Here is a 26,244-nt window from a genome sequence, read left to right on the forward strand (position 1 = left end):
CTAGTCGAAAGACATGACGGGATGCCCTGCCTGTAAAGGCAGGGCGCCTCAGGGCTGCCAGGTCGTCTTCTCGCCACTGAGCTTGCGGTCCAGGAACGTCGCCGCGCTGATCAACGCCAGATGGCTCAACGCCTGGGGCGTATTGCCCAGGTGGCGGGCCTGGCTGTCGAACTCTTCGGCATACAGGCCCAGCGGGTTGGCGTAGCGCAGCAGTTGTTCGAATTCCAGGTGGGCCTTCTCCAATTGCCCGGCGCGGGCCAGGCATTCGACGTACCAGAACGAGCAGGCGGCAAATGCGCCTTCGGTGCCTTGCAGGCCGTCGATCGCGTTGTCGTCGTTGCGGTAGCGGTAGACCATGCCGTCGCGCACCAGGCTTTTCTGGATCGCCTGCAACGTGCTCAGCCAGCGCGGGTCGGTGGCGGCGACAAAACGCACCAGCGGCATCAGCAGCATCGAGCCGTCCAGTGCGGTGCTGCCGATGTGCTGCACGAAATGCCCGCGTTCTTCGTTCCAGAAGTTGCTCCAGATATCGGCATAGATCGCCTGGCGGGTCTGGTCCCAACGTGCAAACGGCGCCGGCAACGAGCGCTTGGAGGCCAGGCGGATCGCACGGTCCAGGGCCACCCAGCACATCAGCCGCGAATGCAGGAAGTGATGCTGCTCGCCGCGCATTTCCCAGATGCCCACGTCTTTCTGGTTCCAGATTTCGCAAACCTGGTCAGCGACTTCCACCGTGTGTTTCCAGCCCTCGTGGGAGATGGCTTCGCCGTACTTGTTGACCAGGTACACCGCGTCCATCAACTCGCCATAGATATCCAGCTGGACCTGGTCGACCGCGCCATTGCCGATGCGCACCGGCTTGGCGCCGCCGTGGCCGCTGAGGTGCTCCAGCGTGGTTTCGGGCAGCTCCTGGCGGCCGTCGATGCCATAGAGGATATGGATCTTGGTCGGCTGGCCACAGCAGTCGCTGACCCGGCCCTTGAGCCAGCGCATATAGGCGTTGGCCTCGTCGACAAAACCCAGGCGCATAAACGCGTAGACGGTAAACGAGGCGTCGCGGATCCAGGTGTAGCGGTAGTCCCAGTTGCGTTCGCCCGCAGGCGTTTCCGGCAAACCGAAGGTGGCCGCGGCGATGATTGCGCCGTGTTTGCGCGAGGTCAGTAGCTTGAGGGCCAGGGCCGAGCGGTTGACCATTTCGCGCCAGCGCCCGCGGTAGTTCGACTGCGCGATCCAGCCGCGCCAGAACTTCAAGGTATGGGCCAGGGCCAGGTCGGTGCAGACACTGCCCACACGCTCATCGTCCTGGCCGCCGAGTACAAACTCGGCGCCTTCTTCCTGATCCAGGGTGAAGCGGGCCACGGCGGCGTTATCTTCGATCTGCAACGGATGGCTGCCGCACAGGCGCATGCCCGGCTGGCCATCGGCGTTGAAACAGACGCTGGCGTTATCCAGGCTCGCCTCGGTGGCGGCGCGCGCATAGTCATGGCGCACGGCGCAGCGCAGATGGAGGGTGGCCGTGCCGCTGACCACGCGTACGCGGCGAATCAGCAGGGGCAAGTCGTCGATTTCTTCGCTGATGACCAGCAGGTCGGTGATTTCCACCACGGCGTCATCGCTGAGCCAGCGGGTTTGCAGCACATTGGTGTCGGGCAGGTAGATCTGTTCGCGGCGGGCGTTGGGCAGGTCCGGGGTGAGTTGAAACGTGCCGGCATCGGGGGTGTCGAGCAGTGAGCAGAAGATCGACGGGCTGTCGAACTCCGGCCAACAGAAGAAATCGATGCTGCCTTTATCGTTCACCAGCGCCGCGCTGCGCATGTCGCCGATGATGCCGTGGGCATCGATGGCGCTTTGTGGTTCGTTTTTCAAATCAACCATTGTCACGAAACTCCGGGTAAAGGCTCATGCCGCCATCAATGAACAGGGTGCTGCCGACCACGTAATCCGAGGCGTCACTGGCCAGCCATACCACGGCGTTGGCCACGTCCTCCACATCGCCGACCCGGCCATAGGGGATCAACTTGAGCAGCGCCTGTTCCGCCGCACCTTCGGTGGCGGCACGGTTGATCGCCGTACGAATCGCCCCCGGCGCAATGCCATTGATGCGAATGCGCTGTTCACTCACTTCCTGGGCGAGGGTGCGCATCAGCATCTCAACGCCGCCCTTGGACGCCGCGTAATTCACATGCCCGGCCCAAGGGATCAACTGGTGCACCGAGCTCATGTGGATGATTTTGCCGGCGGCGCGGGATACGCCTTCACGGATACCCTGGCGCTTGAAGAGGCGCACGGCCGCACGGGCACAGAGGAACTGGCCGGTGAGGTTGACGCCGATCACGGCGTTCCAGTCGTCGAGGGTCATGTCGACGACGGCGGCGTCCTTCTGCATGCCGGAGTTGGCCACCAGGATGTCCAGATGGCCGAACGCTTCGAGGGTCTTTGCGAACAGGCGTTCCACATCGGCTTCTTTCGACACGTCGGCGCCGATGGCAATCGCCCGGCCGCCCTCGGCGTTGATCTGCTCTGCCAAGGCCTCGGCGGGCGCGGCCTGGCTGTTGTAATTGAGCACCACCGCAGCGCCGGCTTGCGCCAGGGCCCTGGCCGCACCGGCGCCGATACCGGAACTGGCGCCCGTTACCAGCGCCACTTGTTGCTCCAACGAGATATGCATTGCCCACCCGACCTTGAATTCGTGAGTTCAAGTAGCTGACTGGCGGCGCGCAACGGAAGTTCAGCCGTGTGAAATTAGCGACTACAACCATGGTGAAAAATGGAATAACAGAAGAATAAAAAATAACCATAAGATACTAAAAAACCGCTAAAAAGCGTTTGACAGGGTTTTTTGCCCCGTGTCTTATAAGCACACCTCAACCCGTTCCGCTGGTAGTTCGGAAGTCATGCGGAGTCACCTATAAGAGATGCCTATGTATTTATCGGCAGCTATAGGGGAACTACCAGAGCAGGGAGCTACGACGTTGCCTAAGTTAGTTATTTTCGATTGCGACGGTGTACTCGTCCAAAGCGAAGAGATCACCTTGTCTGTATTGATCGGCATGCTTAATGCTCACGTACAGGACGGCAAGACACTGGATAGTGTGTATTTCATTGAGCACTTTCGTGGAAGAAAGATTGCCGATTGCCTGAGCGAAGTAGAAAAGTTATTGGGTATTTGTTTGCCCCCTCGGTTTGAAGAGGACTTCCGAGTTCGAGCGCTGGAAGCATTGACGCTTAATGTGAAAGCGACTGATGGGATACTTGACGTATTGGAAGTGCTGGACATTCCCTATTGCGTAGCCTCGAGTGTGCCGCGCAATAAGATAGAACAGTGTTTACGCCTTGTGGGGTTGTTGCCTTATTTCGAGGGAAGAATATTCAGTTGTTATGAATTGGGGCGTTGGAAGCCTGATCCGCTGGTGTTTTTAACGGCGTGTGAAACTTACAACGTCGAACCCTGTGATGCGCTGGTGATTGAAGACAGTGTCACAGGGATTCAAGCCGCCGTGGCAGCCAGTATAAAAGTCCTGGGTTTTGGTCCGTTGTCTCGACATCGAATATTGGCCGAAGCCGGTGCGTTACCTTTTGCCGATATGCGTGAGTTACCGACCCTCATTGATCACGTTACTCAAGGAGCAAGTGTTGTGGGCACACTGGGTTATATAGAGCGACTTAAACGTAATGATCCCTGTTCGGAAGTGTGGTGGGATTCGTCGCCCGTGGTGTACGCACCGTATAAACAGCATTTGTTGGACAAGTACCCGGCAGCCGCCGCCCATATCGAACAGTTGATGCCGCAGGATCTCTCCCAGCCCTGGGGCTTCAGCAGTGTGACCACCAACCCCCGGCTGGTGACGGCGGCGATCCTCGACAAGAAAGAGTATTGGTCGTCGCGTTTTAATCTGGCCAGCCTGTCTCCCGGGGAATTGCGCAAGCAGTTGTACAACGAAGTGATTGCAGAAGGCGCCTCGATGCTCAAGCCGCTGTGGGTGCAATCGGCTCAGGCCGATGGTTGGCTATGCGCCCAGGTCGACCCGTCGGACGTGCGGTGCAGCGAACGCATGACCACGCGGGGCCTGGAGCTGCATCGCCTGGCCGCGAATGTGATGGTGAAAGTGCCGGGCAGCCTGGAGGGTTTCGCGACGATCGAACACCTGGTGGCCCAAGGCGTTTCGGTCAACATCACGTTCTGCTTCACCGTTTCGCAGTTCCAGGCCGGTATCCAGGCGATAGAGCGAGGCATCGCCTGCGCCCTCTGCAATGGCGTCGACACCGGCCGTTGCAAGTATGTGATCACCTTTATGATCGGGCGCTTTTCCTGCCAGCCCGAGTTCGCCTTGCAGGCCGCCGAGCGTGGCCTGACGCTGGGCCCGGAGGACATGCGCTGGGCCGAGCTGATGATTTACCAGCAGATCCAGGCGCTGGTCGCGGCCTCGAAGGTGCCGGTCAAGACCCTGCTGTCCAGTATCAAGGTCGACGTTGACGAGCGTGGCCACAAGCACTGCTGGCACCTGGAAAAGACCGGGCTGACCACCACGTGCTACACGCTGACGCCGGATGTGGTGGAGTTTCTGATCGAGCGTGAAAGCCACGGTAAACCGGTGGCACCCGCCCGTGAACCCCAGCAGGCGCCGGCTGAGACGTTCGCCCGGCTCATCCGCATTCCGTACTTCTGCGAAGCCTATTTCATCGACAGCATCGAGCCCTACGACTTTGGCAATCATGAGGCGTTTATCAACGCCTGCAACGAAGCCAACAGTGCGCATCGGCGCCTGACCGACTACTGCGTGCGCCTGTGTCCGGTGACGAAGCCTTTCGCACGCTCGCTCAACGCCATCCTGGCCGCTGAGTACGGGGTGCTGGCATGAACAAGATGGTCGGGTTGTGGGCGCACCCGCGTTCCCGTTCCACCGTGTTGGAGCGGGTGTTTATCGAACGGGGGGATTTTGAGGTTTTCCACGAGCCGTTTGCCCATATGGCGTTTTCCGCAGATTCAGTGATTCCTTCGGATGAATGGGACCACAGTTTGCCCACCACCTATCAAGGCATCAAAGAGCAACTTCTCAAGGCCCGGGAAGGTGCCAACGTGTTTCACAAAGACATGTGTTACCACTGCCTGGATGACTTGAAAGTTGACCGGGACTTCCTGGCGCAACAACACAATATTTTTATTATTCGCGAACCTGCCAGCAGCATTATTTCCCATCACCGGGTACACCCCGATATGCCCATGGAGGCCATCGGGCATAAAGCCTTGTACGAGATTTTTTGTGTGGTCACCAAACTCATCGGAAAAGTGCCTTATGTGATTAATGCCGATGACCTTGCCGCCGAGCCGGAGCGTGTCATTCGTAAACTGTGTGACTACTTGCAGATTGAATTTTTGCCCCATGCCATGACATGGAAACGCGAATGTCCGCGACAGTGGAAAACCTGGAGAAGTTGGCATGTGGCGGCGGAGAACAGTGAACGCATTGCTCTGCCGGATAAACCTGCTATCGATATGGACGCTTTCGATCGGTCGCCAAAATTAAAAGCCTTTTACGAATACCACCGACCCTTTTACGCACGCATGAATGAATTTTGCCAATAAGGATTGTTGTATGAAAAAGTTGATTGTCACCGGTGCGGCCAACGGGATTGGCCGGGCTACAGTGGAAAGGGCTATCCAGGCAGGTTATTTCGTTATAGGTGCCGACAAGGATGCCGAAGGACTGCGTGCGTTACAGCGCACTTATACGGCAGATGTATTGGAAACCCATGTCGCGGACTTTTCGGATAATGCGCTGATCAAGGGGTTTATCCCTGAGCTGTACGAGCGCCACACAACTATTCATGCATTAATCAATAACGCCGGTATTTACCACGGCAAAAGTATCTACGCCTATTCCGATGCCGAAGTGGACGAAATCCTGACTGTGAACCTCAAGGCCTTGGTCTATCTCTCCAAAGACTTCGCCGAACGGGAGATGAAACACGAGGCGCCGCGCAGCATCGTCAATATCGCCTCGGTGGCCGGCGAAGTGGGCAGTTGCGATGCCTTGTACGGCGCCACCAAGGCGGCGGTGATCGGCCTGACCAAAGCCAATGCCTGGAATTTTGCGCCGTTCGTGCGGGTTAACGCAGTGTCGCCGGCGCTGATCCATGACACCGCCATCTACGACACCATCCCTGAATACCGCCGCGCCGAGTACGCGCGCCAGGAAATCCTCAAGGAACCGATCCTGCCCGGCGGTGTTGCCGAGGTCATTTTGCTGGTGATCAGCGATGCCATGCGGCATGTCACCGGCAAGGTCATTCCGGTAGACAACGGAGCCTACCCACGATGAGCCCGTCAGCCCCCAAGAAGAAACTGCTGCTGGTGGGCGCAGGCAACCTGTGCCTGCAGATCCTGAAGATTCTCGGGCCGAGAAATGCCTTTGAGTTCGTGGTGCTGGGGCGCAATGAAGACGCGACCGTGCGGCTGTGCAACCTGGTGGCCCTGTCGTGTGCGCAGTTGGGGCAAGACATCACGATCAAGCCGGTGATCGCCGACCTCACCGATATCGACCGGGTCACCCAGGTGCTGCGTGCAGAGGCGCCGGACCTGGTGGTGAACTGCGCGTCGTTGCAGTCGTGGCGGGTGATCACCGGGTTGCCCAGGCTCTCGTTCGAGCAACTCGACCAGGCGCAGTTCGGCCCCTGGCTGCCCATGCACCTGACGCTGATGCATCACTTGATGCAGGCGGTGAAAGCCTCTGGTATCGCGGCCAGGACGGTCAACGCGGCCTTTCCCGATGCGGTCAACCCGATCCTGGCCAGGGTCGGGCTGGCGCCGGATATTGGCGTGGGCAATGTGGCCAACCTGGTCCCGGCGCTGCGATTTTCCATCGCGCGGCTGCTGGAGTGTGCGCCCGCCGATGTGCAGGTGCATCTGTATGCCCAGCACTATTTCAGCCACTACGTGCCGCGCGGCGGCTTGCCCCCGCGTGCCAGTTACCGCTTGTTGTATGAGGTGCGCGACCGCCCGGCTGCGGCCCACCTGCCGGTCGAAGCGATTTTTTCCACGGTTAAATCCGAGTTCCGCCGCCTGGGCGGTATCGATGGGCAGTTCCTCACGGCGTGCTCGGCCGTCACCGTGATCGAAGGGTTGTTTTCGTCCACGCCGGTGTTGGTGCACGCGCCCGGCCCGCTGGGGTTGCCGGGCGGCTATCCGGTGTGGCTGCAGGAGGGGCAGATCAAGGTGCAGTTCAGCGCCGACTGCCCCCAGGACGAAGCGGTGCGCATCAATACCATCTGCCAGAGCCAGGATGGCATCGATGAAATTCATTGCGATGGCTCGGTCACCTATAACCCGCAATGCATGGCCGTGATGCAGGCGATGCTGGGGTACTCGAAGAAAACCATGTCCATCGAACAGTCCGCCGAATTTGCCCGCGAGCTGTCGAGCAAATACCTGTCTTTCAAACATTCAACCTGGTAGGTGTGTGATGAATCGGATGTCGGTGCACAAGCGCGGCGAAGTCGCCAGTTACGCCACGCAATACTCGAAAAAATTCGTCGAGCGCTGGGATGAATTGATCGATTGGGACAAAAGAAAGGCGGGGGAGAACGGGTTCTTTGAAAACCTGCTGAAGCAGCACGGCGTGAAGTCGGTGATCGACGTCTCCACGGGCAGTGGTTTTCATGCGGTCCAGCTTAAGCAGGCGGGGTTCGATGTCGTCGCCACGGACGGCAGCAGCACGATGTTGACCAAGGCCCGGGAGAATTTTCGGCAACGTGGGTTGGCGATCGAATCGCACTACCGGGATTGGCAGGCCCTCGATCCCGCCGAGCTGGGGCGCTTCGATGCCGTAGTGTGCCTGGGCAGTTCGTTGTGCCATGTGTTTGCCGCCCATGAACGGCTGGAGGTGCTGGAGAGATTCAGGGCATTGCTCAATCCGGGCGGCTTGCTGATTGTGGATCAACGTAACTTCTTTGCCATTCGCGCAGGCAAGTTCAAGTCCAGCGGTAATTACTATTACTGCGGCACGCAGGCATCCGTCGGCCTGGGGCAGGTGGATGAGCACGTGTGTGAGTTCATCTACTCCTTTGATGACGCCGAGCAGTACCGGTTGCAGGTCTATCCGCTGTTGCCGGGTGAGTTGAAGGGGGAGGTGCTCAAGTCCGGATTTTGCGCCCATGAGAGTTACGGGGATTTCCAGCGTGACTACGACATGATGAATTGTGATTTTGTCATCCACACCGCACGCGCCGTTTAAGGAGTACCTGATGAGCACACTGGTACACAGTAGCGCGCGCCCGTTGGACAGCGTCGTGCTGGCGGTGGTGTTGACCGGGTTCGTGGCCAGTACCTACGGGTTTGGCGTTTACCTGTTCGCCAACCTGGTGGTGGACATGCGCCGCGACATCGGATTCGACTACACCACGGTGGGCCTGATCACCGGCGGTGCGCAGATCGGCTTCCTGCTGTTTTCATCGGTCACCAGTTACATCAGTCGTTTTTTCGAAGGCTGGAAAATCAGCCTGGTGTCGACGCTGATGACCTCCCTGGCGCTGTTGGGGCTGAGTGTCAGCAACAGTATCTGGCTGTCCGGGGCGTTGTTGATTTTGCTCGGCGGCTGCTCGGCCTCGGTGTACATCCCGTTGGCGGAGATTGTCACCAAGGGCTTCAGCCCGGGGAATCGCTCGCGGGTCATGGGGCTGATTTCCAGCGGCACCAGCTACGGCGTGTTCATCAATGGCTTGCTGGTGTCGTTCCTCACCCTGCAGGGTGGCTGGCGCTCGATCTGGCTCACCGCGGGCCTGATCTCGGTGGCCCTGTGCGTGGTGGCCTGGTTTCTGCTGCGCAACCTGGTGGCGGACAAGGACGCCGGTTTTTCCGGGCAGCGTTCGACGGTCTTCGACAGCCACGCACCTTGGTTGAGTCGCTCGCTGTACCTGACCTGGGCTATTGCCTTTTTGAACGGGATGGCGCTGTTGCCGTTCCAGACTTACCTGGCTCCGTTCCTGCGGGATGAGTTGGGGGTGTCGGTGCAGGACGCCGGGTTTGTCTGGACCACCATCGGTGCGGTGGGCATGGCCTCGGGCTTTCTGGTGGGGTGGATCGCCGACAAGGTGGGCGTCAGGGCGTCGCTGGCCATGTGCTTTTTGAGTGCGGGGCTGGCCGCCACCCTGGTGTTCAGTTTCAACAGCCTCCCGCTGTTCTACCTCGCCGCGTTTTTGTTTGCGCTGGCGTTCTACCCCATCTTCGGGCTTGTCCCCAGCTACATCGGGCAAATCGTGCCGGTCAGCCGACTGACCCAGGCATTCGGCATTGCCAATGTGCTGATCGGCCTGGGCGGTGTGTGCGGCAACTTCCTGGGCGGTTTCTCCAAGGACCTGACCGGCTCGTTCGCGACCGTCTACTGGGTGGTTGCGCTGTTGCTGTTCGTGCAATGCGTGATGGTGTTCCTGTTGGGTAAACCGCCGGTGACAGAGGGTGAGCGGCCATGAGTCAGTTTGCGGAACGTCCAGAGCGGAACCTGCATGCGTTTGCGTTCAGCCATCACGGCGCGGAACGCTCGCGTATGGGGCAGAAGCCCTTGGTCATCTGGATGACGGGCCTCTCGGCGGCCGGCAAGTCGACGATTGCCGATGCGCTGGACAGCGCCTTGCAGGCACAGGGGCGCTTGACCTGCATCATTGACGGCGACTCGGTGCGCGGCGGCCTGTGCCGCGACCTGGGTTTTACCGACAGCGACCGCGACGAGAATATCCGGCGGGTCGCCGAAGTGGCGCGCTTGATGCTGGACGCGGGGCTGGTGGTGATCGTGGCGCTGATCTCGCCGTCGGCGGCCAGCCGGCATTACGCGCGCGCCATTGTCGGCAATGAGCATTTTGTCGAGGTGCATGTGGACGCGCCGCTGGAAACGGCGGAACAACGTGACCCTAAAGGCTTGTATAAAAAAGCCCGCCTGGGGCTGATCCAACATTTCACCGGGATTGATTCGAACTACGACGTGCCGATCTTTCCGGAAGTGCACCTGGACACCCAGGCGCTGTCGGTCGAACAGTCTGTCGCGACTATTCTCGATTGGATGGCCCGCAACGACGGGCGCACATAGCCGCTGGTCTTTGCGCCGCGGTGGCGGTGCCTGCACCTTCAGAAAACAAGGTAATCTGCGCCATCGCAGGCATACCGCGTTTTTTCAGGAGCAGGCATGACGCATTTCACCGGCACTGCAAAATCCATCCGCCTGATCGGCGGGGCCCAGGTGTTGGACTTCATCAATACCACCAACGGCCGCCGCCCTGGTTCCCCACTCAAGGTCATGGAAGAGCGGCTCACCAGTTTTCAGTTTTTCTTTGAATGGGCGCTGCACGCCTCGCTGATCTCTGCCCAGGAGTTCGCTGAATACAAGGCCATGGTGTTTGAGTCGCCTATTTCCTACCAGCCGGATCTGGACGCCGTCATTGCGTTCCGCGAATGCCTGTATGCCGTGTTTTATCCATTGTCCTTGCGCCAGGCTGCGGCCGATGACGCCTTGCAGCAGATCAACCTGAATTTCCAGCAAGGCACCGCCTGGCGGGTGCTGCGCACGGTTGACGGGACGCCGGCCTGGGCGTGGAAAACCTGCACCTCTGCCCAGGAACTGAGTGCAATGTTGATCGGGCGCCTGGCGATCGAGGCCACGCAATTGCTGGTGTCCGGTGATCTTCGCGCGCTGAAGTGCTGCACGGCCACCGACTGCGATTGGCTATTCCTGGATATCTCCAAGAACAAACTGCGCAAATGGTGCCAGATGAGCGTGTGCGGCAGCCGGGAGAAATTGAGCCGCCTTAAACAGGCGCTTTAGTTGCCAGGCAATGTCGCGGTCGACGGGTAGCAATTGCTCCGCTTAATAGGAAGCATTACTATTCACGCCCCGCCTCCCCAGTGCCCCCGCGATGATCCCTCAGCCGCCCCGCAGAACAGGCTTTTTCGAGCACTACGAAGAGTTGATCGGCACCTGGACACGCCGCCTGAGAAACCGTCAGCAGGCCGAGGACCTGGCCCATGACACCTTTGTGAGAGTGCTGGAGACCACCGCCTCCCAGGTAGAGCAACCGCGCGCTTATCTGCATCAAACTGCGCGAAATATCGCCGTGGACGCCTACCGACGCGAAGACCGGCGGGAAGCCATGGCGTTGGAAGCCTTTGATCAGAGCCAGCCCCACGGCGGTGACCCGGAGCATTTCATGCACGCGATCCAACTGGCGGACTCCATCGAGCGGGCATTGGCCGAGTTGCCGCTCAACTGCCGCAGGATCTTTATCTGGCAGAAGATCGAGGGCCTGACCCAGCAGGAGATCGCCGAGCGCCTGGGCTTGTCCAAGAACATGGTGGAAAAGTATATGATCCGCACCCTGCGGCATTTGCGTGACCGCCTGGACGCGATGGCCCCATGACACACGCTCGCTCTGAAACAGGACCTTCCATGATGGATAACCGTGCCCGCGACGAAGCCGCGCAATGGTTTGTACGCCTGCAAGACGCTGGGTTGGACGCCACCGAGCGCGAGCGTTTCGATGCGTGGCGCAGTGAAAAGCCCGAACACCAATATGAATTCGATGTGTTGCAAGGCCTGTGGAGCGCCGCCGACCTGGTGCCCAAGGCCCGCTTGCAGGCGTTGGGCGAGGCGCCGGCCGAGCGTCCAAAACGTCGTGGCGTGTTGCGTTATGCCGTCGCGGCCAGTGTGGTCGCCGTGGCCTTGGGGCTCGGCTTGTTCAGCGGCCTTGATCATCCGAAGCCCTACCGGGCCGATTTCAGCACGCGCCTGGGTGAGCATCGCCAGGTGGCATTGCCCGACGGCTCGACGATGGATTTGAACAGCCGCAGTGTTGTCTCGGTGCACTACGAAAAAGGCCGCCGCAGTGTTGAACTCAAGCAGGGCGAGGCCATGTTCAGTGTCGAGCATGACACCCGCCGTCCCTTCGTGGTCGCCGCCGGTGCAGGGCAGGTGACGGTCACCGGCACGCGCTTTGATGTGCGTCGCGATGACGACCAGACCCGTGTGGTGGTCGAGGCCGGTACGGTGAAGGTGCAAGGGCGCTCACCGAACGAGGGGGTGACGTTGACGGCGGGGCTGGGGACCCATATCAATGACCAAGGCCTGGTGGCAGCGTCCTACGCAGTGAATGCCGAGGAACTGACGGCCTGGCGCAGCGGCAAACTGGTGTTCAACAACGCATCCCTGGGTGAAGTCGCCCGTGAGGTGTCGCGTTATCGCGAGCGCCCGTTGCGCGTCAGCACACCTGCCGTTGGCAACCTGCGACTGACCAGTGTGTTCAAGGCCAATGACACCGATGCCTTGCTCAAGGCCTTGCCCCATATCCTGCCCGTGGCCCTACGCACCTTGCCGGACGGCAGCCAGGAAATTATTTCACGCTGAGATTCAGGTTTTTTCCGAGTTCTTCGTCTTCTCCTGCAACTGCAACTGGTTTGTATTAACAGCCGTGCACTCTTGCGATCACAGGACTAGGTTCGACGTGAAAAAACTTGCCGCCCATCACAATAAAATCTTCCACTGGGTGCCTCTGGCGCTGGTGCTCGCTGTCAGCGTCTCCCTGCCTCTGGCCTACGCTGCCGAGGGTATTCATATCCAGGCCCAACCCTTGGGCGCGGCGCTGAGCCAGTTGGGCCAGCAGACGTCCCTGCAAGTGTTCTTCAGCCCCGAGTTGGTCGCCGGCAAGCAGGCGCCGGCGGTAGACGGCAACCTTTCCCCAGAACAGGCCCTGCGCCAGCTCTTGCAAGGTAGCGGCTTGGACTACCAGATCGATGCGGGCTCCGTGACCCTGCGCCCGCAGGGCAACGGCACCGGCGATGCCGGCGCGCCTCTGGAACTGGGCACCACCGATATCAAGGTGGTCGGTGACTGGCTCGGCGATGCCGACGCCGAAGTGGTGCAGAACCACCCCGGCGCGCGCACGGTGATCCGCCGCGAAGCCATGGTAGAGCAGGGCGCAATGAACGTCGGCGACGTACTGCGCCGCGTGCCCGGCGTGCAGGTGCAGGAAGCCAACGGCACTGGCGGCAGTGATATTTCCCTCAACGTAGGCGTACGCGGCCTGACGTCGCGCCTGTCGCCACGCTCCACTGTGCTGATCGACGGTGTACCGGCGGCGTTCGCCCCGTATGGCCAGCCACAATTGTCGATGGCGCCGATTTCCGCCGGTAACCTGGACAGCATCGACGTGGTACGCGGCGCCGGCTCCGTGCGTTATGGGCCACAGAACGTCGGTGGCGTGATCAACTTTGTGACCCGTGCGATCCCCGAGAAATTCTCCGGCGAAGTCGGCAGCACCCTGCAAACCTCGGCCCACGGCGGCTGGAAGCACATCGACAACGCTTTTCTCGGCGGCACGGCCGATAACGGCATCGGCGCGGCCTTGCTGTACTCCGGGGTCAATGGCAACGGCTATCGCAACAGCAACAACGGCAACGATATCGACGACGTGATCTTCAAGACCCACTGGGCGCCGACCGACCAGGACGACTTCTCGCTGAACTTCCACTATTACGACGCCAGCGCCGACATGCCTGGTGGCCTGACCCAGAAGCAGTTCGACGCCAACCCCTACCAATCGGTGCGTGACTGGGACAATTTCAGCGGCCGCCGCAAGGACGTGTCCTTCAAGTACATCCGGCAGATCGACGACCGTACCCAGGCTGAAGTGCTGACCTACTATTCCGACAGTTTCCGTGGCAGCAACATCGCCAACCGCGACCTGAAAACCCTCGGCTCCTACCCGCGTACCTACTACACCTTCGGCATCGAACCACGGGTGTCCCATGTGTTCGACGTGGGCCCCAGCACCCAGGAAGTCAGCGTCGGTTATCGCTACCTCAAGGAGGGCATGCACGAGCAGGCCACCAGCCTCAACCTGGTTAATAACGTACCGACACCGGGCGGGCAGAGTGATGGTCATGTCTACCAGGACCGCACCGGTGGCACCGAGGCCAACGCCTTTTATATCGATAACAAAGTCGATATCGGCAAGTGGACCATCACCCCGGGTATTCGCTTCGAAGACATCCGCACCGAATGGCACGACCGGCCGGTGGTTGCGTTGAACGGCACTCGCACTCAGGAAAAACGCCGCGAGATCCACAACAATGAACCGTTGCCGGCACTGAGCGTGATGTACCACGTGTCCGATGCCTGGAAACTGTTCGCCAACTACGAGACCTCGTTTGGCAGCCTGCAATACTTCCAGCTCGGGCAGGGCGGCACCGGCGACCAGACCGCCAACGGCCTGAACCCGGAAAAAGCCAAGACCTACGAGGTGGGGACACGCTACAACGACAGCGTGTGGGGCGGCGAGCTGACCTTCTTCTACATCGACTTCTCGGATGAGCTGCAATACGTCAGCAACGATGTGGGCTGGACCAACCTCGGCGCTACCCAACACACGGGTATCGAAGCCTCGGCCCACTACGACCTATCGAACCTGGACCCGCGCCTCGACGGCCTTACGGCGAATGCCGGCTTCACCTACACCAAAGCCACCTCCGAAGGCGATGTACCCTTCAAGGGGCGTGACCTGCCGCTGTACTCCCGTGAGGTGGCCACCCTGGGCCTGCGCTACGACATCAATCACTGGACCCACAACCTGGATGTGTACGCCCAGTCCGGCCAACGCGCACCGGGTACCACCAGCACTTACGTCACCCAAGGCTCGGCGGACGGGCAGTTCGGCGATATTCCAGGTTATGTTTCGGTCAATGTGCGCAGCGGTTATGACTTCGGCGAACAGTTGTCGAACCTGAAGGTGGGCGTCGGCGTGAAAAACATCTTCGACCAGCAGCACTACACCCGTTCCAGTGATAACAATGCCGGCTTGTACCTGGGCGAGCCGCGGACGTTCTTCGTTCAGGCCAGCGTCGGGTTCTGATCCGTCCCGGTTTGAAAATATCGCAGTCCTTGGTCGGGCTGCGATTCTTCTGCCCATTTCCTACACTGTTTCGGCGCATCTTGCTGCTTGATCAGGAACCAATTCCGACAAAAAACCACACATGGGCTAGCTGACAAGCTTCGACGTCATGGTTGGAGCGCCAGGCTGAAGTTTGCGCCCACTGTAATGGAGAAACGTATGTCGGAATCGATTCGCAGTGCATCCACCCCGATGCCATCAAACCCTGATCCTTCGCAGGCCAAAGCCAGCCCTGCGGCAAACAACAGTCGCCCCGTCCTGGCCGCACCCTCCTTCAGCGGTCAAAACGCTGCAAACGTCAGCTTCCAGTCCCGGGAAAGCGTGGCCGGGCCAGTGTTCGGCAGTCAATCGCCGGCGACAGCACGCAATAGTGTTGCAGATCCGGTGGCCCATCAGAAAACCGCTCCTGCGCAGTCGGGCTTACTGGATCAGGTCAGGCATTGGGTGAACCCATGGTTGGGTTGGGGGCGACCACCGCACCATCCAGGTTGGAGCAATCCTCCACCCCGCCCCCTGCCTGTCATCAGCAACCCTCCGCCGCGCCCTTTCCCTACCGTGCCAGGCAGGCCTGATCCGCATTATTCCCTCAAGAACAATGAACAATTGGCCGTGCAGTTGCGTGACAACTTCAATGCCTTCAGGGACCCCAGGAACCCTGGGTATATCAGCACCGACAGCATTCGAGCGATGGCGAATAAAGGGTGGTCTCCGTTTCCCAGCGTCAACGAGAACATTCGCCTGGCCAAAGAACTGCTGCGACGTCCGGAACTGATGAGCGCGCTTGACCGGCACACCTCGACCGGTGCACTCGATGGTCTGATCGACCGGAATAATGTGAACGCGGTTATCTACGGACAAAACTACTTCAAATACAAGACTGACAAGGAATTGGCCGGTGAAATGCTCAAGTATTTCGAGAAGTTGAAAGGCCCCTACTCGAACCGAGAACTGCACGTCAACGACTTGAAAAACCTGGCTGACGAAAACCTGACGGGCGACTCTGACAGGGATTACCTGATCCAGTTGTCCAAGGAAATTGTAAAACGCAGTGATGTACTGAGGCAGATGGATGACCTGCTCAGCAGGCCGGGTGACGATAGGATCAGTTGGGCTGGGCTTTACTTTCTGTTCCGCTGAGCGACACCCAGGCGCCGCGAATCGGATGCGGCGCCTGCATCCATCCTTTCAGGAACTGTTTACGCCAATTCACCACATAGATTTTATCCACCGGAATCAATCAACTCCGGCGGTTTTCAGATTCTGAGTGAGGGCTAACCAATGACTTCAACCTCGTTTCGTTCATCCCAGCCCAGCTGCCAAGAGCTTTTTCGCAACCCCCCTGCAGAGGACACCACGGTGTTGGAGAGGGACGCCGCATCGCGCGATCCCTTTGCCCCTTCGAATGTGCATGCGGCCGAAGCCCAGCGGATGAAGGCTTTTGTCGGCCAGCACAAATTCCAGGCGCCCGTAGCGGGTGACTTTTTCCGCGGCCTGCCGGTGGAGGAAAAGAGCTCCCATGACAATACGACTGCACTGAAAAACGCCGGCCTGCTCAATGGCCTGACCGCTTGGTGGCGAAAGCAGAAACTAGGTTGATGCTGCCGTGCGGTTACAAACACTCAAATTTTACTGGAGTCCATTTAGCCTCTCTCCGGAACCACTGTTTTCCGAGAACCACTTAATCGCTGGCTGTTGCTTTCGAGGCGTTTTCGACGATTGAGCAACCAGGGTCCGGTCCACGGAATCTAACTATACTGGAGATGAATTATGGATTTGACTAACGTGCCAGGGATCATTCCGCATGGGAGCAATATGCCGACGGGGGCGGGCGGGGGCCATCAGCGGCAGGCGGTAGATCCCGGGCCGCTGGGCACACCGCTCCCCACGGCGCAGCCTTTTTTTCACGATAGACAGTTCGCCAACAATGGCGTTAAGCAGTATGACGCCCAAAACGCATTAGGGAACATGCCGGACTCGGACGTAGGGAACCCCTTTATCACTGTCTCCGACCAACTGGTAGCGACCCAACTGATCAACGACTATCCGATGCTGGGTGACTTCAGGAAAGATGGTCGCTTGACCCTGAGTTCATTGAAGGACATAGCCAAAGAGGACGTCAAGAGCAGCAAGCTCGACCCACGTACAATCAAGGCGGCCAAGGAGATACTCAATCGCCCGCGAGTGAGCTACTTGATTGTCATGAACGGTGAAATCACCTTGGACAGCCTCGAAAAGGCCCGTAAGCTGACTGGCAATACCAACCCCAACACCTTTAGCGCCGACCCCTTCCATGCGAAAACCGACGCACAGGTTGTAGAAGCGTTCAGGGACAAATTTGATCAACTGCGGGACAAATCGGAAGACCGCACCTTCTTTTTCGAGAAGCATCGCTATGTGAAGACCGATACGATCATCGAGATGAGCAAGGACCCTTACGAAACAAAAGAGGGTAAGGTCGTTCTGGATATGGCTACCGGGGTTCCCACCAGGAAATACAGCGTGGACGATGTGTACCTGGCCAAGAATCTGGTCGAACGAGGGCTGTTGGCCTCGCTGGATAGTACAAAGGCTAACGGAACCAACATTTTCGGCAGCCACAACGATGATGGTTGGTTAAAGAACTACAGCATTGATCGCTGGTTGAAAAACGACAAGGAAGAGAGGGGGAGATAAATCACCCAGGCGTGAATGAGCTTCTTGAACGATTCAAGAGGCTCATGTTGTTCTTCGTTCATACCCGCAGTATTTTCCCGCTGACCGCCACCGCTACCAGCAGAACTCCGATCAACAGGAAGGCGGTTGCCAGGCTGCTGCCATGGGCAATGAACCCGATTACGGCAGGCCCGGTCAGAATGCCGGCATACCCCAGGGTGGTAATGGCCGGTACGGCAATGTGTTCCGGCATGACGTTTTGCTTGCCGACGGCGGTGTAAAGCACCGGAACAATATTCGAGCAGCCGGCCCCTACGAGGGCGTAACCCAACAGCGCCATTTCCCAGGCGGGTGATAGCGTGGCGAGGAAGATACCGGCCGCAGCCAGCGCGCCACCGGCCACGATGACCCAGGTAGCGCCCAGGCGCCGTACGATGGCATCACCCGTCAATCGCCCTGCCGTCATGGTCAAGGCGAACGCCGCGTAGCCCAGCCCGGCGTAGGCTTCATCCAGGTCGCGCTCGGCGCTGAGGAACACCGCGCTCCAATCGAGCACCGCGCCTTCAGCCAAAAACACAATAAAACACAGGCAGCCGATAAACAGCACCACGCCATGGGGAACCGCAAAGGCTGGCCCTGAGCTTTCACTGCCATAAGGCAACAGGTGGGGGCCGGCCTTGAGCAGCGCCACCACCATGACAGCGATCACCACCAAGGTCGCCTGCAGTGGCGACAGGCCCAGCCCCAGAAGCCCGGCAACACCCGCCGCGCCGACAATCCCCCCCAGGCTGAACAACCCGTGAAATCCCGACATCATGGTTTTTCCGCTGGCTCGTTCGACAATCACCGCCTGCAAGTTGACCGTGGAATCCACTGTGCCCAGGCCGGCACCGAACAGGAACAAACCGGCCATCAGCAGCGGAATCGAACTGACCGTGGCCAACATCGGCAAGGCCAGGCAGATCATGATCGTGCCGGCGGTCAGCACCCGCCGGCAGCCAAAGCGCGACGCCAATGCGCCCGCCGCCGGCATGGCGATGATCGAACCCACCCCCAGGCACAACAGCAACAGGCCCAGCGTGCCCTCACTCAGGTCTGCGCGCGCCTTGGCATAGGGCACCAAGGGCGCCCAGGCGGCGATACCGAAGCCGGCGATGAAGAAAGCGATGCGGGTCGACATTTGCTCCAGGCGCCCGGGAACCACGGGCGCAGAGGTGGGGATGGCAGTCATGAAAAATCCTTGGTTTAGCGTTCAACGAACGATGTCCGGCGCGACATCCTTGCACATCAGGCCTTGAGGGGCGAGCCGGGTTCCCCTCAAGATAAGCGGCGCTGAATTTTTTTTACAAATTCGGGAACGCTATAGGCGTGGGTAACCACACATGGGTTGTCGCGGGAGGCGTTCTGGAAGGTGTGTAACTGCCGTGGGAACTGGTGAACCCCGGGTTTCTCATGGTGGATACCACCTTCCAGACCGCCTCCCACACACCCTGCATGGTGTAATACGCCGCTGGTCCAATCCTGTAGTCAACCGAGCGGACGCACCGATGAAGAGAGCGAGGCAAGTGGCGCCATGACCCAGTTCTATGACGCACGGGGCAACATTTACGGGGTCGCCAGCCCGTTTTTTTGCGGCAGCAGGGTATCGAGGTGCCCAACAGCGCGGCGCAGGCCGCGAGGACTCGCGAGGCGTGGGCTGCATCCGCCATAAGGTCCGAATGCGAGTGGGGCTCGACGCTGCGCCTGGCCAATGCCAAGGCCCACCGCTGTGATGGCTTGCTGGTGGGCCCGTTCCAGGCCGAGCCGCCGTTTGACCTGTTGATCGTGAACACCGACGGCTCCCTGGCCGAGCGCAGTGGCAATGGGTTGACGATTTTTGCCCAGGCGCTTACTGACCAGGGCTTGATGACCGAGGCCTGTGATTTGCGCGTGCATCATGACCAGCCTGACGGGGTGTCGCCGGTGCTGACTCGGGTCGAGCCTGCTGTCTATGGGCACCGCTCCGGATTCTGGCTGGCATTGGGTTTGCCCGGGTTCGGGCCGTCGGCCGTGGGGGCGCAGGGGGTTGAGCAGGTGTTCCAGGACGGCATTGAACTGAGCCATGTGAAGGCGTTGGCGGCAATCAACCCACAGTGGGCGCACAGTCAGTTTGTGCGTGTGGGCAATCCTCATTGTGTGACCCTGGTCGAACACCTGTCAGCCTTGCCGGACAATCTGCAGATGCAACAGCCAGCGCTGTTCGAACCGTTGCAGGCGATTGCCTTCGCCCCCCCGGCAGGAAGCGGCGAGCCATGCTTGGCCGGCGTCAATTTGCAATGGGTCGCCAGGCAATCCGGCAACCGGGTGGTTGCCCGGGTGTTCGAGCGGGGAGAGGGCCCCACGGCATCCTCCGGCACCAGCGCCAGTGCCGTGGCCTGTGCGGCGTGGCGAGCGGGTTGGGTTGAGGGGGGTGAAGTTGCGGTGGTGATGCCGGGTGGCACTGCGCCGGTACGTTTGCATACCCAGGTCGATACGCTGCTGAGCGTCAGTCTGTTCGGGACTGCACGGCCTCAGACATGAAGTCTTTTGAACAGTTGGCGCCCTGAGTGGGTGTCAGCTGTTTCGCTATTAATTAATTGATCAGATAAAAGTTGGTGTAGGGCATTTCTTATGTTTAAGAAGTGGCTCATTGACTCGATTTATTATTTTGTAAAAGACACTTCAATCTCAGTCGTACGAAACTTCTTTTTTATTTTTTTTGGGGTCGATTTTTTCCTGAAATCGCTAAGCTTCAAGGCGTTCAGGCGCTTTTTCTCGGCAACTTATTTGATGTTTGACGGGGGAAGTATCTCAGTCCGGTAATAACTATCGATATTGGCGGGTAACAACGGATGGTTAACGCGTTTGTTTCGTCACGTTTCAAATTAATCCTTCCAGGCATAAAGACTGACTTTCAAGTATTGGCGTTCAACGGTCAGGAGGTGCTTGATCAGCCGTTTTTCATCCAGGTGCAGGTGGTCAGCGAAAACCCTTCACTGGACCTCGAGTCACTGCTCCACCAGCCCGCCTACCTGGCGTTTGGCGACGCCGACGAAGGCCTGCACGGGCAGGTTTACGCGATTGGTCGCGATGATCCCGGGCGGCGGCTCACCCGTTATCACCTGACGTTGGCGCCGCATCTCGCCTACCTTGCCCATCGACGCGACCAGCGGATTTTCCAGCAGCGCAGCGTTCCGCAGATCATCGCGGCAGTCCTCGAACACCACGGCATCCTGGCCGACCGCTATGCCTTTGAATTGGGGCCGGTGGTCTACCCGCCGCGTACGTTCTGCGTGCAATACGCGGAAACCGACCTGCATTTCATCCAGCGGCTGTGTGAAGAGGAGGGCATTCACTACCACTTCCGTCACAGCGAGCACCAGCATGTGCTGGTGTTTGGCGACGACCAGACCGTGTTTCAGCGCCTGCCTGCGCAGCGTTATTCAGCTGCCGGCGGCCCGCTGGCCGAGACACGGGTTATCCAGCGTTTCGACGTACGCCTGGCGACCCGCAGCCAGCGAACGGTGCGTCGTGATCATGACTTCGAGCATCCGTCCTTATGCCTGCAAGACACTGCGGGTTCTGCCTCAGCGCAACTTGAGGACTACCGCTACCCGGCTGGGTTTACCGGCCATGCACGGGGGGCTCGCCTGGCGCGCAGGGGGTTGGAGCGCCTTCAGATCGGCGGATATCGGGCATTGGGCAAGAGCGACCAAGCGGTGCTGCGCAGTGGGCATTTTCTTGAGCTGCACGACCATCCGGATCCGGCCTGCAATGATTTATGGTTGATCACTTCGGTCCGTCACGAGGGTTATCAACCGCAGGTGCTGGAGGATGCGACTGGTGAGGAGGTGGATGCATTCCAGGGGTATCGCAACCGTTTCACCGCCACACCCTGGAGTGCACCGTATCGCCCCCCTCTCAAGCACCCCAAGCCGACCCTCCAAGGCACCCAGACCGCCACGGTGACCGGGCCTGTCGGTGAGGAGGTGCATTGCGATGCATACGGCCGGGTGAAAGTACGGTTTCACTGGGACCGACTGGACAAGAGCGATGACAAAAGCAGTTGTTGGGTGCGGGTGGCATCTGGCTGGGCCGGAGACGGGTTTGGCGCAACGATGATCCCGCGGGTGGGCATGGAAGTGCTGGTGACGTTCCTGGAGGGCGATCCGGACCAGCCGCTGATCAACGGTTGCCTGCCCAATGCGTTTCACATGCCGACCTATTCCTTGCCGCAACACAAGACCCGCAGCGTCTTGCGCAGTCGCAGCACCCCGGGCGGAGGTGGCGGCAACGAATTGCACCTGGAAGACCGCTGTGGCAAGGAACTCATCTACCTTCGTGCCCAGCGGGATCTGGAGCAGCAGGTGGGGCATGACAGTCGCCTGGAAGTGGCCGGTGAGCGGCGTGAGATCATTCGAGGGATAAGTACGGTGCACCTGGAAAGCGAGGAGCATCGTCACGTCACCGGTGACCGCAAGGTTGTGCTCAAGGCCAGCGACCATCTGGACGTGCAGGGCGACAGCCGGACCTATGTCGGGCAAACCCTGGTGATTGAAGCCGGGCAACAGGTGCATCTCAAGGCCGGCGCCAGCCTGGTGATCGACGCGGGCGTACAACTGAGTTTCAAGGCCGGTGGAGAGCACCTGGTGATCCAGGCAGGCGGTATTTTCAGCAGTCGGCCCATCACCCTCGGTGGAACCCCGTCCGCGACCGGGTCGGCGAACGCCCTGTTGGTTGCGCAGAGCCCGAAAATCTCGGCCACACAGGGCGCCATCATGCACTTGGCCAGGCAACTGGATGCGGACTTCTGCCCGCTATGCGAGGGCTGCCGCGAAGGCCTCTGCACCGTCGGCGGGAGGGCTGCCTGATGGAAAACCTTCCAAGCCGATGGATGAGCCAACAGCAACAGGCGGGGCACAGGCTGTGCCTGATACTTGAGGGGAATAACGCAGCCTGCCAGCCAATGTTGGCGGTACGCGGTTTTCCAGCGTATTGCCACCTCTACGCACAAACCCCACTGGCGGAAATGGCCACGGCCGGCCCCGTGATCCTGTTACTGGATCAGGTAGGGGAGCCCGCGCTGCTCGATCTTCTGCAAGAGCCTGAGATGAATTGGGGCTGGTTGGGCAGCTTGCCAGGCGCGGACCTGACGGACATGTCCCGGCATTGGCGCGACCGGCTGCTGGTCGGACCGGAGAATAACCGGACGCTGTACCGCCTTCACGACAATCGTACGTTGGCGCGCGCACTGAACCATCTGGGCCTTGAACACTGGCCAGCATTCCTCGGCCCACTGATCAGTGTGTGCTACTGGCATGAAGGCAGTTGGCAGTGTGGCGACAACCCTGCCCCCGGTGACTATCCGGTGCCCGAGCCGGCCCCGTGGCTGAACACGCCCAACCCGAATGCCAGCGCCATCCTGCACGCCAATATCCTGCGTTACCTGCTGGCTGAACGCAGTGAAGACCTGGCGGCATTGGTTGAATTCCAAGACCCCAGGGTTTGGCTGACTCAGGTCCTTGAACAGGCTCGCGCCTGGCAATGGAGCGGCCCGGAACAACTGGAGTTCCTGGTCGTGCGACGGCTGGAAGAGGCCACCCGTAGCAGTGTGATTCGTTGGCAGCCGATGGTTGGAGAAACACCGCAGGATCACTTTGAGCGAGTTAAGCAGCAGTGGCACATGTTGGAGAACAAGGATGAGTAAGCGTGTATGGGGCGTGCTGCTTGCACTGGCGATGGCGGGACTTTCGGGGTGTGCGATGAAACCGGTAGATCACTTTACGTTGGAGGTGGATTTACCTGCGGAATTTAAACTTAAAACGGCCGCCAACTATGGGCCCGCAACGGGTGAGACCTGCACCTTGCCAAGGCGCCGAGGCAAGAGGCCGGAGCGGAAGGTCTTTTTTACTGAGTACGTGCCGGTGGCGAGTCGTGCGAGTTATGAGTTGCCTCTGAGTGAAACGGTACAGGGGTGTCCGTTGGTGCTGCGAAGTGTGGATTTTGATCTTTATGCGAAGTGGGGCAAGCGGGATTCGGACGTTGGGGGGGATATAGGGGGGATTTCCATTAGGGATCATCTGGAGGGGGATAGGCCTGGAATGCCGGAGTCGGGAGTTCAGGAGCTGTCTTGGCAATGTCAGTGGTTGTTTCGGACTGCAGGGCGGAAGCACGTAATCATAAAGGTCCTTAAATGTGGATATTTGAGTGACAGTGGGGCGCTATCTAACGTTGGTACGAGAGGTGGTTTGCTGCGAGATGAACTGGGAGGACAAAAGGTACTGATAAAAGTAGGACTCAATCCTGAAGAGCGACCTTACATGGGCGATAACTGGATTCGTTTTCCTGGTGGGTGGAAGCGTTGTCTAGGGACGGATTTTGATGATCTTTATGCGTTCTGTAACGGGAATACTACCGACTTCAAGCCCATCACAATGCCCGATGGGCGTATATGCGACATCTATCCAACTTGTACTGAATAAGGATATCCAGGCATGACGATGGAAGAATGGAAGCACCCTTTTTTTGATGAAAGTATGCCTGCTTGCGCATTGCATGGAGGTTGGCTGAGTTTTTGTCTGGTGGATGAATCAGGTGATGGGAAAGCCTATGGAGGGCTTAGATATGAGGTTGTTGACAGCGCAGGGCAGCGGTACAAAGGCCATTTGAATGGAGAAGGGTTTGCACGGTTGGAGGGGCAGTGTCGCGGTCCTGTCGTGCTGGTTTTAGATGCTCCATATGAGGCAGGGAGGGGCTACTATTCAACATTGCAGCAGCGAGACAACTATCCATTACCGATCACCGATCTTCAAGTCCGAGCTGAACAAACCCGTTTTTCAAGCGTCGATGGTCGGCGAACTGAAAGCAATCCAGGACGACAGAGCTCAGATCGGTTTTACCAGGTTGAAGTAAGCGATCTGGTTCGCCATATCGCCCATCTTCCCCCCGTGGAAAAAACACCCCACCGCCCCCAGCGCCACGCATTAAAAATGATGGCCGACCTGGGCTTTGGCCCGCCCCAGCCAACCTTGTCGGGTATCGTGCTGTTCCCCAGCCAGCATACCGTTCTCGAAGTTCGACCGCTGCGAGCCCTGCGCCCGATGCTCTCCACTGAAGATGAGTTCTGTGCTTTGAACCTGTATCAGTTGGCTTTGTTTGCAGCGTTGAGTTACTGCGATTTTGGGCAGGAACCCTCAAAGAAACCCGTTGATAAAGTCCATTTCCCGCTGGACCCCAGCGTTGGGAACCTGTTTGGCAAGCAACTGTCTGGATACCGTGAAGCCTGGCGAGTTGATCCCGAGCAAACCCGGCGATTTCTCCCTCTTTATGAAGATGTCCCTTATTCCAGGCGTTTCGAAATCCTGCCCTTCGACCCTGAGTTGTACCTGCAAAATCGCCCGGAGTTGGGCGAGAAACAGGAACATCCCGCAAGCTTGCACTTCTTTGATGACGAAAAAGACGGCACTGACACCCAGGCGTTCATCACCCATCACGATGAGGTGATCCTGATTTCAGTGCGCGGAACGTTCAGCACGACCGACGCACTACGGGATGCAAACGCCCATCAGGTTGCATTCGCCGACGGGGTCGGCAAGGCGCACGAGGGTTTCTATCAGGCTTACCGGGCTGTGCGTGACTTCGTGCTGCGTTACCTCAGTCAATTTCACATAGGCCAACGAATAGTTATTTGTGGTCATAGCTTGGGCGGCGCAATTGTGTTGTTACTGGCAGAAGCGTTACGTCGTATTCCTGAGCGTAACTACAACATCCTCCTCTACACCTACGGCGCCCCCCGCGCCGCCGACGCCGAGTTCACCGCCGGCGCTTCCACGTTGGTGCACCACCGCATCGTCAACCACAACGACCCGGTCCCCAGCGTCCCGGCCCCTTGGATGAACACCACCGCCAAACTCTGGATCCCCGGTGCCGTCACGCTATTCAGCGCCCCTACAGCGGGGGGCCTGCTGTTCGCCGCAGGCCTGGTACGTATTGGCGGCAACCCCTACCAACACCACGGCGATCAACAGCACTTCATGCCCATCGTGCTCCCGGACGGTACGCATTCCTCCGTGCTGTGGAGGCCGGGCTGCGAGTCCATTGAAGAAGCCGGCCGCAACCGAGCCTGGCAAACGCGCGGTGACATGCCTGATCGCGAAGGCCTGATCAAACAGTTGGTGCAATACAAACAGCATTTCATGACTGCCAGCTACATCCCCGCCGCCTGGGCGACGTTGCGTCGCTGGCAACAGGCTGTGGATAGCAATGGTCCTCTGGTGACCCAACGGGAGTTTGAACGGCTCGACCATGCCCTTGCGACCATGCGCAAGCAACTGCAAGACAAGCGGCGTGAACTGACTCGACAGCGCCCGGCCAACGACCGTGCCTATGAATACCATGAGCCGCTGAACGCTGAGATCGACCGCCTGCACACCAGTCGCGAACGCCTGCAAACCCTGCGCTGGCGTCGTCTTGAAGCGCGTGATGTCTACGGCAGCCATAGCCACTCCTCCAACCTGCAACCCAGTCTCAAGCGCTGGTTCCGCCATCGTGAAAACCAGGCGTTGCCTCAGGTCGCGAGCATCCCTCCCGCTGCGCAGAGTGAGCTGGGGAGGGCACAGCCGCTGGATCTCGACTCAATCGTCTGACCTG

Annotated in this window: 21 protein-coding genes and 2 pseudogenes; 20 read left to right on the top strand and 3 right to left on the bottom strand. The window is 59.2% G+C overall.

The window, feature by feature from the left end:
• Positions 1–48 precede the first annotated feature (48 nt).
• Both AC07OT_RS23665 and AC07OT_RS23670 read right to left on the bottom strand, forming a co-directional pair.
• Positions 49–1,875 carry a glycoside hydrolase family 15 protein gene (locus AC07OT_RS23665; RefSeq protein WP_495109176.1) on the bottom strand — a complete coding sequence of 609 codons (1,827 nt, stop codon included), beginning with the start codon at positions 1,873–1,875 and terminating at the stop codon, positions 49–51.
• Positions 1,868–2,668 carry a glucose 1-dehydrogenase gene (locus tag AC07OT_RS23670; protein ID WP_098479958.1) on the bottom strand — a complete coding sequence of 267 codons (801 nt, stop codon included), beginning with the start codon at positions 2,666–2,668 and terminating at the stop codon, positions 1,868–1,870. The genes AC07OT_RS23665 and AC07OT_RS23670 overlap by 8 nt, the downstream gene beginning before the upstream one ends.
• Positions 2,669–2,921: 253 nt before the next feature.
• Here AC07OT_RS23670 and AC07OT_RS23675 point away from each other — a divergent pair.
• The 15 genes and pseudogenes from AC07OT_RS23675 to AC07OT_RS23745 form a co-directional block, all read left to right on the top strand.
• Positions 2,922–3,512: pseudogene (locus AC07OT_RS23675) on the top strand (HAD family hydrolase); the annotation flags it as partial.
• A gap of 123 nt (positions 3,513–3,635) precedes the next feature.
• Positions 3,636–4,859, top strand: a complete 1,224-nt coding sequence (locus tag AC07OT_RS23680) for a transaldolase family protein (protein WP_495109252.1) — start codon at positions 3,636–3,638, stop codon at positions 4,857–4,859.
• Positions 4,856–5,584, top strand: a complete 729-nt coding sequence (locus AC07OT_RS23685) for a sulfotransferase-like domain-containing protein (RefSeq protein WP_495109177.1) — start codon at positions 4,856–4,858, stop codon at positions 5,582–5,584. The genes AC07OT_RS23680 and AC07OT_RS23685 overlap by 4 nt, the downstream gene beginning before the upstream one ends.
• A 10-nt stretch (positions 5,585–5,594) precedes the next feature.
• The gene (locus tag AC07OT_RS23690) at positions 5,595–6,320 is read left to right on the top strand and encodes an SDR family NAD(P)-dependent oxidoreductase (protein ID WP_495109178.1); all 726 of its coding nucleotides are present in this window, start codon (positions 5,595–5,597) and stop codon (positions 6,318–6,320) included.
• Positions 6,317–7,453, top strand: a complete 1,137-nt coding sequence (locus AC07OT_RS23695) for a Rossmann-fold NAD(P)-binding domain-containing protein (protein WP_495109179.1) — start codon at positions 6,317–6,319, stop codon at positions 7,451–7,453. Before AC07OT_RS23690 ends, AC07OT_RS23695 begins: the two co-directional genes overlap by 4 nt.
• 7 nt (positions 7,454–7,460) lie before the next feature.
• Complete coding sequence (locus tag AC07OT_RS23700) at positions 7,461–8,231, top strand: class I SAM-dependent methyltransferase (RefSeq protein ID WP_495109180.1); 771 nt, start codon at positions 7,461–7,463, stop codon at positions 8,229–8,231.
• 10 nt (positions 8,232–8,241) lie between these two features.
• A complete protein-coding gene (locus AC07OT_RS23705) occupies positions 8,242–9,465 on the top strand; it encodes an MFS transporter (protein WP_495109181.1) in 1,224 nt (407 codons plus the stop codon).
• Positions 9,462–10,076 carry an adenylyl-sulfate kinase gene (gene cysC / locus AC07OT_RS23710; RefSeq protein WP_495109182.1) on the top strand — a complete coding sequence of 205 codons (615 nt, stop codon included), beginning with the start codon at positions 9,462–9,464 and terminating at the stop codon, positions 10,074–10,076. The genes AC07OT_RS23705 and cysC overlap by 4 nt, the downstream gene beginning before the upstream one ends.
• Positions 10,077–10,172: 96 nt before the next feature.
• Positions 10,173–10,808 (top strand): CGNR zinc finger domain-containing protein, encoded by a 636-nt coding sequence (locus tag AC07OT_RS23715; RefSeq protein ID WP_115488769.1) that lies wholly within the window; start codon positions 10,173–10,175, stop codon positions 10,806–10,808.
• Between the two features lie 91 nt (positions 10,809–10,899).
• A complete protein-coding gene (locus AC07OT_RS23720; protein ID WP_065926921.1) occupies positions 10,900–11,400 on the top strand; it encodes a sigma-70 family RNA polymerase sigma factor in 501 nt (166 codons plus the stop codon).
• A gap of 29 nt (positions 11,401–11,429) precedes the next feature.
• Positions 11,430–12,383, top strand: coding sequence for a FecR family protein (locus AC07OT_RS23725; protein ID WP_495109183.1), 954 nt, complete (start codon positions 11,430–11,432; stop codon positions 12,381–12,383).
• 97 nt (positions 12,384–12,480) lie between these two features.
• Positions 12,481–14,886, top strand: a complete 2,406-nt coding sequence (locus AC07OT_RS23730; protein WP_495109184.1) for a TonB-dependent siderophore receptor — start codon at positions 12,481–12,483, stop codon at positions 14,884–14,886.
• A gap of 198 nt (positions 14,887–15,084) precedes the next feature.
• Positions 15,085–16,062 (top strand): type III secretion effector protein, encoded by a 978-nt coding sequence (locus tag AC07OT_RS23735; RefSeq protein ID WP_495109185.1) that lies wholly within the window; start codon positions 15,085–15,087, stop codon positions 16,060–16,062.
• A gap of 141 nt (positions 16,063–16,203) precedes the next feature.
• Complete coding sequence (locus AC07OT_RS23740) at positions 16,204–16,521, top strand: type III secretion protein (RefSeq protein ID WP_495109186.1); 318 nt, start codon at positions 16,204–16,206, stop codon at positions 16,519–16,521.
• 171 nt (positions 16,522–16,692) lie between these two features.
• Positions 16,693–17,598 (top strand): hypothetical protein, encoded by a 906-nt coding sequence (locus AC07OT_RS23745; RefSeq protein ID WP_495109187.1) that lies wholly within the window; start codon positions 16,693–16,695, stop codon positions 17,596–17,598.
• A gap of 58 nt (positions 17,599–17,656) precedes the next feature.
• Here the strand turns inward: AC07OT_RS23745 and AC07OT_RS23750 are convergent, their stop codons facing one another.
• Entirely contained in the window at positions 17,657–18,808 is a 1,152-nt protein-coding gene (locus AC07OT_RS23750) for an MFS transporter (protein ID WP_065939386.1), read from the bottom strand.
• Between the two features lie 342 nt (positions 18,809–19,150).
• Between AC07OT_RS23750 and AC07OT_RS23755 the strand changes: the two are divergent.
• The 5 genes and pseudogenes from AC07OT_RS23755 to AC07OT_RS23775 all read left to right on the top strand — a co-directional run bounded on the left by AC07OT_RS23755 (position 19,151) and on the right by AC07OT_RS23775 (position 26,240).
• A pseudogene (locus AC07OT_RS23755) lies at positions 19,151–20,136 on the top strand (diaminopimelate epimerase).
• Positions 20,137–20,447: 311 nt separating this feature from the next.
• Complete coding sequence (locus tag AC07OT_RS23760) at positions 20,448–22,466, top strand: type VI secretion system Vgr family protein (protein WP_495109188.1); 2,019 nt, start codon at positions 20,448–20,450, stop codon at positions 22,464–22,466.
• Positions 22,466–23,302 (top strand): DUF4123 domain-containing protein, encoded by an 837-nt coding sequence (locus tag AC07OT_RS23765; protein ID WP_495109189.1) that lies wholly within the window; start codon positions 22,466–22,468, stop codon positions 23,300–23,302. The genes AC07OT_RS23760 and AC07OT_RS23765 overlap by 1 nt, the downstream gene beginning before the upstream one ends.
• The gene (locus AC07OT_RS23770) at positions 23,295–24,077 is read left to right on the top strand and encodes a hypothetical protein (protein WP_495109190.1); all 783 of its coding nucleotides are present in this window, start codon (positions 23,295–23,297) and stop codon (positions 24,075–24,077) included. Before AC07OT_RS23765 ends, AC07OT_RS23770 begins: the two co-directional genes overlap by 8 nt.
• A gap of 12 nt (positions 24,078–24,089) precedes the next feature.
• Positions 24,090–26,240, top strand: coding sequence for a lipase family protein (locus AC07OT_RS23775; RefSeq protein WP_495109191.1), 2,151 nt, complete (start codon positions 24,090–24,092; stop codon positions 26,238–26,240).
• Positions 26,241–26,244 lie beyond the last annotated feature (4 nt).

The organism is Pseudomonas sp. GW821-FHT09C10 (assembly GCF_059418085.1).

What these genes read in the sequence shown, in the direction of transcription:
- AC07OT_RS23700 (WP_495109180.1), top strand. Translation starts at nt 7,461, where the DNA reads ATGAATCGGATGTCGGTGCACAAGCGCGGCGAAGTCGCCAGTTACGCC.
- AC07OT_RS23705 (WP_495109181.1), top strand. Translation starts at nt 8,242, where the DNA reads ATGAGCACACTGGTACACAGTAGCGCGCGCCCGTTGGACAGCGTCGTG.
- AC07OT_RS23765 (WP_495109189.1), top strand. Translation starts at nt 22,466, where the DNA reads ATGGAAAACCTTCCAAGCCGATGGATGAGCCAACAGCAACAGGCGGGG.
- AC07OT_RS23770 (WP_495109190.1), top strand. Translation starts at nt 23,295, where the DNA reads ATGAGTAAGCGTGTATGGGGCGTGCTGCTTGCACTGGCGATGGCGGGA.
- cysC (WP_495109182.1), top strand. Translation starts at nt 9,462, where the DNA reads ATGAGTCAGTTTGCGGAACGTCCAGAGCGGAACCTGCATGCGTTTGCG.
- AC07OT_RS23665 (WP_495109176.1), bottom strand. Translation starts at nt 1,875, where the DNA reads ATGGTTGATTTGAAAAACGAACCACAAAGCGCCATCGATGCCCACGGC.
- AC07OT_RS23775 (WP_495109191.1), top strand. Translation starts at nt 24,090, where the DNA reads ATGACGATGGAAGAATGGAAGCACCCTTTTTTTGATGAAAGTATGCCT.
- AC07OT_RS23720 (WP_065926921.1), top strand. Translation starts at nt 10,900, where the DNA reads ATGATCCCTCAGCCGCCCCGCAGAACAGGCTTTTTCGAGCACTACGAA.
- AC07OT_RS23685 (WP_495109177.1), top strand. Translation starts at nt 4,856, where the DNA reads ATGAACAAGATGGTCGGGTTGTGGGCGCACCCGCGTTCCCGTTCCACC.
- AC07OT_RS23735 (WP_495109185.1), top strand. Translation starts at nt 15,085, where the DNA reads ATGTCGGAATCGATTCGCAGTGCATCCACCCCGATGCCATCAAACCCT.
- AC07OT_RS23725 (WP_495109183.1), top strand. Translation starts at nt 11,430, where the DNA reads ATGATGGATAACCGTGCCCGCGACGAAGCCGCGCAATGGTTTGTACGC.
- AC07OT_RS23760 (WP_495109188.1), top strand. Translation starts at nt 20,448, where the DNA reads ATGGTTAACGCGTTTGTTTCGTCACGTTTCAAATTAATCCTTCCAGGC.
- AC07OT_RS23745 (WP_495109187.1), top strand. Translation starts at nt 16,693, where the DNA reads ATGGATTTGACTAACGTGCCAGGGATCATTCCGCATGGGAGCAATATG.
- AC07OT_RS23715 (WP_115488769.1), top strand. Translation starts at nt 10,173, where the DNA reads ATGACGCATTTCACCGGCACTGCAAAATCCATCCGCCTGATCGGCGGG.
- AC07OT_RS23690 (WP_495109178.1), top strand. Translation starts at nt 5,595, where the DNA reads ATGAAAAAGTTGATTGTCACCGGTGCGGCCAACGGGATTGGCCGGGCT.
- AC07OT_RS23740 (WP_495109186.1), top strand. Translation starts at nt 16,204, where the DNA reads ATGACTTCAACCTCGTTTCGTTCATCCCAGCCCAGCTGCCAAGAGCTT.
- AC07OT_RS23670 (WP_098479958.1), bottom strand. Translation starts at nt 2,668, where the DNA reads ATGCATATCTCGTTGGAGCAACAAGTGGCGCTGGTAACGGGCGCCAGT.
- AC07OT_RS23695 (WP_495109179.1), top strand. Translation starts at nt 6,317, where the DNA reads ATGAGCCCGTCAGCCCCCAAGAAGAAACTGCTGCTGGTGGGCGCAGGC.
- AC07OT_RS23750 (WP_065939386.1), bottom strand. Translation starts at nt 18,808, where the DNA reads ATGACTGCCATCCCCACCTCTGCGCCCGTGGTTCCCGGGCGCCTGGAG.